Genomic DNA, 6,194 nt, shown 5'->3' with positions numbered 1-6,194 from the left:
CAATTGCTTGAGCAGCTCCAGGCCACTGCCGTCGGGCAGCATCACGTCGAGCACCACGGCCGCCGGGGCGCTGTCGGCCAAGGCTTTGCGGGCGCTCAAACCGTCGTGGCAGGCGCGCACCTGGAAGCCTTCCTGGCTCAACCAACTGGTCAGCAGCTCGCAGAGCTCTTGGTCATCATCTATCAGTAACAGCTCGCTCATGACTCACTCAATTTAGCCATTGTCGACGGCGACGGTGCCCACCACTGGCGAAGATCCCGCACAGCAAGGCGATCAGTGCGACGGCTGCGCCGGTGACAAACCACTGCTGTTGCTCGGTCAGCCATCGGGTCAAGCCGCCGCCCTGTGTCTCTTTGAGTTGCTGGGCCAGGCGTTGATTCTCTTGGCGCAAGCGACTCAGCTGGGCGCTTTCACGGGCAGCATCCGTGGTTTGCAGTTGCTTGCTCAGTTCTTCACGCAGCCGTTCGCTTTCTTTCAAGCGTTGCTGCAATTCGGTGATCTGGCTGCCGGCACTCAAGGACAGGGGCGTAGAACTGCCGGTGTTCGAGGTTTCTTCAGCGTGGGCCGTAGCCCCGATCATTAACACTGCCAACAGACACAACTGACGTAAGCGCATCGGAACTCCTGATTCCACACGAATATTCAGAACGTTGTCGGCAGGTTACCCAGAATAATGAGCAATTAGGAGTGCGCCGAACCGAATTGGTTCGGCGCGACCGGGGTCAAGGCAGGACTTGCTTGAACGGTTTGATCACTACATCCGCGTAGACGCCGGCCGCCACATACGGGTCAGCCTTGGCCCAGGCTTGGGCATCGGCCAGGGACGCGAACTCGGCAACGATCAGGCTACCGGTGAAACCGGCGGCGCCCGGGTCGTTGCTGTCGATCGCCGGGTGCGGGCCGGCCAACACGATGCGGCCTTCGGCCTGCAGCACTTTCAGGCGCTCGACGTGGGCCGGGCGCACGGACAGGCGTTTTTCCAGCGAGTTGGCAACGTCGGTGGCAATGATGGCGTAGAGCATGTCAGTCCTCGGTTTTCGGCGTAGTGGGGTCGGTTTCATGCAGGTGGCGCGACAGGTAGATGCCTTGGCCGACCAGGAACAATACGGTCATGCCCAGGCTGCCGAACACCTTGAAGTCGACCCAGTAGTCCTGGAAGGTGAAGGCCACGAACAGGTTGGCGCCGCCGCAGAACAGGAAAAACACGATCCAGGCCACGTTCAGGCGTGTCCACACCGGTTCCGGCAGGGTCAGGGCATGGCCCATGATCCGCTTGATCAACAGGCGATCGCCAACGAAGTGGCTACCGATAAACGCCAGGGCGAACAGCCAGTTCACCACCGGGGCTTTCCATTTAAGAAAGGTTTCGCTGTGGAAGGCCAGGGTCAGGCTGCCGAAGACCAGGCAGGCGACCAGGGTCAACCATTGGCTTTTTTCGAGTTTGCGCTGGGAGATGAAGATGGCGCCGTAGACCACGATGGAGCTGATGATCAGCACGGCGGTGGCGCTGTAGATGCCTCCGAAGGTCAGTTCATGGCCGGCGAGATCGATGACCCTGGGGTCGAGTTTGTAAACGATGAAAAACAGCAACAGCGGGATGAAGTCGATGAATTGTTTCACAGTAAGAGCCAGAAGCTGGATGTGGCGGCATAATAACAAACATCCTTGGTAGCGAAAGCGCCACCTGACTTGAGGTTACACACTTCCGTGAATGTTGATTTGCACTGCCACAGCACGGCCTCCGATGGCGCCCTGGCGCCTGCGGTATTGGTTGCGCGTGCGTTTGAAAAAGGCGTGCGAGTCCTGTCGTTGACCGATCACGATACCCTCGAAGGCCTCGACGAGGCCCGCGAAGCCGCCCAGGCGCTGGGTATGCAACTGGTCAACGGCGTGGAATTGTCCTGCACCTGGGGCGGCGCCACCATTCATGTGCTCGGCTACGGTTTTGACCAAAAAGCCCCCGCGCTGGTGGAGGCGATCGCCCAATTGCACGCTGGCCGCTGGCTGCGCTCCGAAGAAATAAGCCGCAAGCTCGGCCTTAAAGGCATGCCCAACGCCCTCGACGGCGCCCGCGCCATCCAGCAGGAACTGGGCGACAGCGGCAACGCACCGGCCCGGCCGCATTTCGCCGATTGGATGGTGCGCGAAGGGTTTGTCCGGGACCGCGCCGAAGCCTTTCGCAAATGGCTGGGCGCCGGCAAACTGGGCGACGTCAAGCAGCATTGGCCGACCTTGGACGACACCGTCGAGACCCTGCGGGCCTCCGGGGCCTGGGTCAGCCTGGCACATCCCTGGCATTACGATTTCACCCGCAGCAAGCGTCGCAAGCTGATTGGCGACTATATTGGTGCGGGCGGCCACGCAATTGAAGTGGTCAACGGGCATCAACCCGCCGAACAGGTTGGCAGCCTGGCGATTCTTGCCCGCGAATTTGGTCTGCTGGTCAGCGCCGGCAGTGACTTTCATGGCCCAGGCGGCTGGTCCGAGATCGGCGAATATCGCCCGGTCCCGGAAGACTTGCCGCTCTTGTGGGGGCGATTCAAGCATGACCCCATTATTGCCACCGTCTGAACAGGTAGAGCACGTGAGTCAATTCTTCCAGATTCATCCGGAAAACCCTCAGCCACGCCTGATCAAACAGGCCGTGGAGATCATTCGCGCCGGTGGCGTGGTGATCTATCCAACTGATTCGTCCTACGCCATCGGTTGTCAGATCGGTGACAAAAACGCGGTCGAGCGTGTCAGACGCCTGCGTCAGTTGGACGACAAGCACAACTTCGCGCTGATCTGCAGCGACCTGTCCCAATTGGGCCTGTTCGCCAAGGTCGACACCGGCACCTTCCGCCTGCTCAAGGCCCACACGCCGGGGCCGTACACCTTTATTCTCAACGCCACCCGCGAAGTGCCGCGCCTGCTGCTGCATCCGAAGAAGCGCACCATCGGCCTGCGCGTGCCGGAACACCCGATCGCCCTGGCGCTGCTGGCCGAGTTGGGCGAGCCGCTGATGAGCGTGTCGTTGATCATGCCCGGCGCCACCGAACCGCTGGAAGACCCCTACGAAATGCGCCAACTCCTGGAAAAACACGTCGACCTGATCATCGACGGCGGTTTCGGCGGCGGCAAGGCGTCCACCGTGATCAACCTGGCCGACGGCGACCCCGAAGTGATCCGTGTCGGCTGCGGCGACCCTGCCCCGTTTATGGCCGAGGCCTGAATGTCGGCCGTGGAAACCGTCGACAGCCAGGCCGGCGCCCAGCAGGAACTGCCGTTTGCCATGGTGTATGGCCAGGCGGTCATGGAAATGCCGCTGGACCTGTACATCCCGCCGGATGCCCTGGAAGTGTTCCTTGAGGCCTTTGAAGGCCCGCTGGATTTGCTGCTGTATTTGATCCGCAAGCAAAACATCAACATCCTCGACATCCCGGTGGCGGAGATCACCCGCCAGTACATGGGCTATGTCGAGCTGATGCAGTCGGTGCGCCTGGAACTGGCCGCCGAGTACCTGGTGATGGCCGCGATGCTCGCCGAGATCAAGTCGCGCATGCTGTTGCCGCGCTCGGAGACGGTCGAGGCCGAAGAAGACGACCCGCGCGCCGAGCTGATCCGCCGCCTGCAGGAGTACGAACGCTTCAAGGCCGCCGCCGAAGGCATCGACGGCCTCAGCCGCGTGGGCCGCGATGTGGTGGTGCCCAAGCTCGATGCGCCGGAAGCCCGGGCGCGCAAGCTGTTGCCGGACGTGAGCCTGGAAGAGTTGCTGATGTCGATGGCCGAGGTGCTGCGCCGTGGCGACATGTTTGAACACCACCAGGTCAGCCGCGAGGCCTTGTCCACCCGCGAGCGCATGAGCGATGTGCTCGAACGCCTCAAGGGCGGCGGTTTTGTGCCGTTTGTCGAGCTGTTCACCGCCGAAGAAGGGCGCCTGGGAGTGGTGGTGACCTTTATGGCGATCCTCGAGCTGGTCAAGGAGTCCTTGGTCGAGCTGGTCCAGAATGAGCCTTTTGCGGCTATCCACGTGCGGGCGCGAGCCGAATAAAGAGCTGAATCGATGAATCTGACTGAACCCCGCGAACTGGCCCCGCTGCTGGAGGCCTTTCTTCTGGCTTCGGGTAAGCCGCAATCTTTGGAGCGCCTGTTCGAACTCTTTGAAGAGGCCGAACGCCCCGAACCGCCGGTCTTCAAGAAAGCCCTGGAGATCCTGCGCAAGTCCTGCGACGGCCGCGCTTTTGAGCTGCGCGAAGTGGCGTCGGGTTATCGCCTGCAGATCCGTGAGAAATTTTCCCCATGGGTCGGCCGCTTGTGGGAAGAGCGCCCGCAGCGTTACTCACGGGCGATGCTGGAAACCATGGCGCTGATCGCCTATCGCCAGCCGATCACCCGCGGCGAAATCGAGGACGTGCGCGGCGTGGCCGTCAACAGCCATATCGTCAAGACGTTGCTGGAGCGCGAGTGGATTCGTATCGTCGGTTACCGCGACGTGCCCGGCAAACCGGCGATGTTCGCTACCACCAAGGTGTTCCTCGACCACTTCAACCTGAAAAACCTCGACGACCTGCCACCGCTGGCCGAATTGCGCGAGATGGAAACCGAGCCGGTACTCGACTTCGACGACGCCCCGGTCCCGGCGAGCCTGCAGGAACTGGCCGACGCCTCCGCCGAACCGGAAGAGCCGAAGGACGAAACCAGTTTCCACACCTTGCTGCTGGAATTGGACGACATGGAGCAGGGCATCAAGACCGACTTCGATGATTTGCTGCGTGATGGTGCGGCAGAGCCGGACGCCCAGGAGCTGCACGTCGAGGGGGCGGCTGAAGTTGAAATTGAAGTCGAGTCCGAGTCCGAGCCTGAACCCGAGCCCGAGGAAGACATCCTCGGCGTCGCCGAAGCCCGCGAAAAACTCCTGGCGGCCGTCGCCGCCCTCGAACAACCACCGCTGAGCGACGAAGAAGACGAAGCCCGCGCCCTGGCCGAAGCCGTCGAGGCCGAGCGCCGTCAGTTCGAAGACTGACGCGGTCCAATGTGGGAGGGGAGCAAAGCATGACTTCAACCAAAGACCCCTGCATCAGCCTGTGCAAGTTCAACGCCGACATCTGCGTCGGCTGCGGCCGCAGCAAGCGTGAGATCCGCGCCTGGAAGAAGCTCGACAAAGTCGACAAGCGCACGGTGCTCGCCGAAGCCGAGCTGCGCCTGTTGGCGTTGGGTGCCACCGGTCGGCGGAAAAGCCGCTGACTCGGCACTTATCAACTAGTCTCTGATGCGCAACGCGCGCCATGCGCGTATGATTCGCGACCCTTTGGCGATGTATTCGCCCAAAGCCCCGCTTTCAACACTCTTCAGGCCACGCCTGAATCGACCCACCGGGAGGTGCTTAAGATGAACGACAAAGACCAGAACGACAGCCAGGAAATCGGCCCTGCAGGCGAAAAACTGCAAAAGGTGCTGGCGCGTATCGGCGTGGGCTCGCGCCGCGACGTTGAAGCCTGGATCACCCAGAAGCGCATCAAGGTCAACGGCGTCGAGGCCACCCTCGGCCAGCGCGTCGACCTGCACGATGCAATCACCATTGATGGCAAGGTCATCAAGCGTGAAGAGGCCGCCGAATCGGTGCGCCGCGTGATCATGTACAACAAGCCCGATGGCGAAATCTGCACCCGTGACGACCCGGAAGGCCGTCCGACCGTGTTCGACAAGATGCCTAAGCCAAAAGAAGGCCGCTGGATCAACATCGGTCGTCTCGACATCAACACCACCGGCTTGCTGATGTTCACCACTGACGGTGAGCTGGCCAACCGCCTGATGCACCCATCCTACGAGATGGACCGCGAATACGCCGTGCGTGTGCGTGGCGAAGTCGATGACGAGATGATCGCGCGCCTCAAGGCCGGCGTCGTGCTGGAAGATGGCCCGGCGAAGTTCACCGACATCAAGCAGGCTCCAGGCGGCGAAGGGTTCAACCACTGGTATCACTGCGTGGTGATGGAAGGCCGTAACCGCGAAGTACGTCGCCTGTGGGAATCCCAGGGCCTGGTGGTCAGCCGCCTGAAACGCGTGCGTTTCGGCCCGGTGTTCTTGAACTCCGACCGCTTTCTGCATCGCCTCCGTCAGGGTTTGAGCCTGTACGAAACTGGCGGCTAGAGCAAAAGGCAAAGCTTTGAATAAGTGCAAACGCATTGTGATTCTTCCCTGGGGATTGGTTG

The 6,194-nt window shown here is 61.5% G+C and carries 9 protein-coding genes and 1 pseudogene; 6 read left to right on the top strand and 4 right to left on the bottom strand.

Going from position 1 to position 6,194, the window contains the following annotated elements:
* The 4 genes from L9Z73_RS23485 to L9Z73_RS23470 form a co-directional block, all read right to left on the bottom strand.
* On the bottom strand, positions 1 to 201 hold a 201-nt coding region (locus L9Z73_RS23485), incomplete at its 3' end, for a response regulator (protein ID WP_247406142.1).
* Between the two features lie 7 nt (positions 202 to 208).
* Entirely contained in the window at positions 209 to 616 is a 408-nt protein-coding gene (locus L9Z73_RS23480; RefSeq protein WP_247406139.1) for a translation initiation factor 2, read from the bottom strand.
* Between the two features lie 106 nt (positions 617 to 722).
* Positions 723 to 1,022 carry a YciI family protein gene (locus L9Z73_RS23475; RefSeq protein WP_247406136.1) on the bottom strand — a complete coding sequence of 100 codons (300 nt, stop codon included), beginning with the start codon at positions 1,020 to 1,022 and terminating at the stop codon, positions 723 to 725.
* A 1-nt stretch (position 1,023) separates the two neighbouring features.
* A complete protein-coding gene (locus tag L9Z73_RS23470; protein ID WP_247406134.1) occupies positions 1,024 to 1,620 on the bottom strand; it encodes a septation protein A in 597 nt (198 codons plus the stop codon).
* An 87-nt stretch (positions 1,621 to 1,707) separates the two neighbouring features.
* Between L9Z73_RS23470 and L9Z73_RS23465 the strand changes: the two genes are divergently transcribed.
* The 6 genes and pseudogenes from L9Z73_RS23465 to rluB all read left to right on the top strand — a co-directional run.
* Positions 1,708 to 2,571 carry a PHP domain-containing protein gene (locus L9Z73_RS23465; RefSeq protein WP_247406132.1) on the top strand — a complete coding sequence of 288 codons (864 nt, stop codon included), beginning with the start codon at positions 1,708 to 1,710 and terminating at the stop codon, positions 2,569 to 2,571.
* A 13-nt stretch (positions 2,572 to 2,584) separates the two neighbouring features.
* On the top strand, positions 2,585 to 3,214 hold the full coding sequence (locus tag L9Z73_RS23460) for an L-threonylcarbamoyladenylate synthase (RefSeq protein ID WP_017847159.1): 630 nt from the start codon (positions 2,585 to 2,587) through the stop codon (positions 3,212 to 3,214).
* 120 nt (positions 3,215 to 3,334) lie between these two features.
* Positions 3,335 to 4,033: a segregation and condensation protein A gene (locus L9Z73_RS23455; protein WP_178115112.1), complete on the top strand. Its 699-nt coding sequence runs from the start codon at positions 3,335 to 3,337 to the stop codon at positions 4,031 to 4,033.
* 12 nt (positions 4,034 to 4,045) lie between these two features.
* Complete coding sequence (gene scpB / locus L9Z73_RS23450) at positions 4,046 to 5,005, top strand: SMC-Scp complex subunit ScpB (RefSeq protein ID WP_247406130.1); 960 nt, start codon at positions 4,046 to 4,048, stop codon at positions 5,003 to 5,005.
* A 29-nt stretch (positions 5,006 to 5,034) separates the two neighbouring features.
* Complete coding sequence (locus tag L9Z73_RS23445) at positions 5,035 to 5,226, top strand: DUF1289 domain-containing protein (protein WP_247406128.1); 192 nt, start codon at positions 5,035 to 5,037, stop codon at positions 5,224 to 5,226.
* Positions 5,227 to 5,370: 144 nt separating this feature from the next.
* A pseudogene (gene rluB, locus L9Z73_RS23440) lies at positions 5,371 to 6,102 on the top strand (23S rRNA pseudouridine(2605) synthase RluB); the annotation flags it as partial.
* Positions 6,103 to 6,194 lie beyond the last annotated feature (92 nt).

The sequence above is a fragment of the Pseudomonas emilianonis genome, from assembly GCF_023072625.1.
GTDB classification, from domain to species: Bacteria; Pseudomonadota; Gammaproteobacteria; order Pseudomonadales; family Pseudomonadaceae; genus Aquipseudomonas; species Aquipseudomonas paraveronii.
Note: the sequence above shows the minus strand (reverse complement) of the source record. Positions and strands in the feature narration are given on the sequence as shown.

Excerpts from the sequence above, each read along its gene's own strand:
- L9Z73_RS23480 (WP_247406139.1), bottom strand. The coding sequence starts at position 616 with ATGCGCTTACGTCAGTTGTGTCTGTTGGCAGTGTTAATGATCGGGGCT.
- L9Z73_RS23475 (WP_247406136.1), bottom strand. The coding sequence starts at position 1,022 with ATGCTCTACGCCATCATTGCCACCGACGTTGCCAACTCGCTGGAAAAA.
- scpB (WP_247406130.1), top strand. The coding sequence starts at position 4,046 with ATGAATCTGACTGAACCCCGCGAACTGGCCCCGCTGCTGGAGGCCTTT.
- L9Z73_RS23445 (WP_247406128.1), top strand. The coding sequence starts at position 5,035 with ATGACTTCAACCAAAGACCCCTGCATCAGCCTGTGCAAGTTCAACGCC.